Source organism: Dietzia sp. CW19, from assembly GCF_014145265.1.
GTDB lineage: Bacteria > Actinomycetota > Actinomycetes > Mycobacteriales > Mycobacteriaceae > Dietzia > Dietzia natronolimnaea.
This window is the reverse complement of sequence record NZ_JAALEE010000507.1, coordinates 2269-3637: the sequence shown is the minus strand read 5'-3', so window position 1 is coordinate 3637 and position 1369 is coordinate 2269. Positions and strand designations below refer to the sequence as shown.

Sequence of the window (1369 nt, the reverse complement as noted above, 5' to 3'; positions counted from 1 at the left end):
CCGGCTCCCGGGCGCGGCACTGTCGGCCGCCGCCGGCCCCGCCGCCGGACCACCTGGCTGCGCTGGCTCAGCCCCGTCGTACTGATCCTCATCTGGCAGATCGCCGGAGCCACCGGCATCCTGCCGGAGCGGATCCTTCCCGCCCCGCAGCTCATCGCCTCCTCCGCACTGGAGCTCATCGCCTCAGGTGAGCTCGCCGACGCGCTGGCCGTCTCGAGCGTCCGCGTGGTCCAGGGGTTCGTCCTGGGGGCCGTGGCCGGACTCGTCCTGGGGGTGATCGTCGGAACCTCGCGGATCGCGGACGCCCTCGTCGACCCCCCGCTCCAGATGCTCCGCGCGTTGCCGCACCTCGGGCTGATACCGCTGTTCATCCTGTGGTTCGGCATCGGTGAGACCCCGAAGGTGCTGCTCATCGCACTCGGTGTGGTCTTCCCGATCTACCTCAACACGGCCTCGGGCCTGCGGCAGGTGGATCCCAGGCTGCAGGACATGGCGACGGTCTTCGGATTCAGCCGACGCCAGCGGCTCACCGAGGTGATCCTCCCGTCGATCGCGCCCCAGGTCCTGGTCGGCGTGCGGCAGTCGCTCGCGATCGCCTGGTTGACGCTCATCGTGGCCGAGCAGCTCAACGCCACCAACGGCATCGGCTACCTCATCATGAACGCCCGCGACTACTTCCGGATCGACGTGATCATCGTCGGCCTGGTCGTGTACGCGCTGCTCGGCATCCTCACGGACGCGGTGGTCCGCGTCGCCGAGGCCCGTGCGCTGCGCCACTACCGGTGACCACCGACCACCACCCAGGAGCCACAGTCATGACCACCACCCTCGCCCCCGCGGGCGCGCTGCGAGATGTCACCCGCAGCTTCGGCGACACCGTCGTTCTCCGCGATCTCGACCTGACGATCCCCCGCGGCGACATCGTCGCCCTGCTCGGTCGGAGCGGTAGCGGCAAATCCACCGCGCTGCGGATCCTCGCCGGACTGGACCGGGAGCTCGACGGAGGGAGCGTCCACATCGAGGGCCCCCCGGCCGTCGTGTTCCAGGACTCCCGGCTGCTGCCCTGGCGCACCGTCGCCGAGAACGTCAGGCACGGCCTCAACCGGGTCGACGTCGGACGGGGGGAAAAGACCGACCGGGTCACCGGGATCCTCGCCGAGGTGGGGCTCGGGGGCCGCGAGGGCGCCTACCCGGGGGAACTCTCCGGCGGGCAGGCGCAGCGGACCTCGCTCGCCCGGGCGCTCGTCGCCGAGCCGTCGCTGTTGCTGCTCGACGAGCCCTTCGGCGCGCTCGACGCCCTCACCCGGCGCACCATGCACCGCCTCCTGCTGCGGCTGTGGGCGCACCACGGTCTCGGGGTCCTGCTGGT

The 1369-nt window shown here is 71.4% G+C and carries 2 protein-coding genes; both read left to right on the top strand.

The genetic code is table 11. The features are described 5' to 3' along the window. Nucleotides 1-786: ABC transporter permease (locus tag G6021_RS14530; RefSeq protein WP_241736587.1), on the top strand; the 786-nt coding region annotated here is incomplete at its 5' end. Between the two features lie 29 nt (nt 787-815). After that, a partial coding sequence (locus G6021_RS14525) for an ABC transporter ATP-binding protein (protein ID WP_182641586.1) occupies nt 816-1369 on the top strand: 554 nt, incomplete at its 3' end.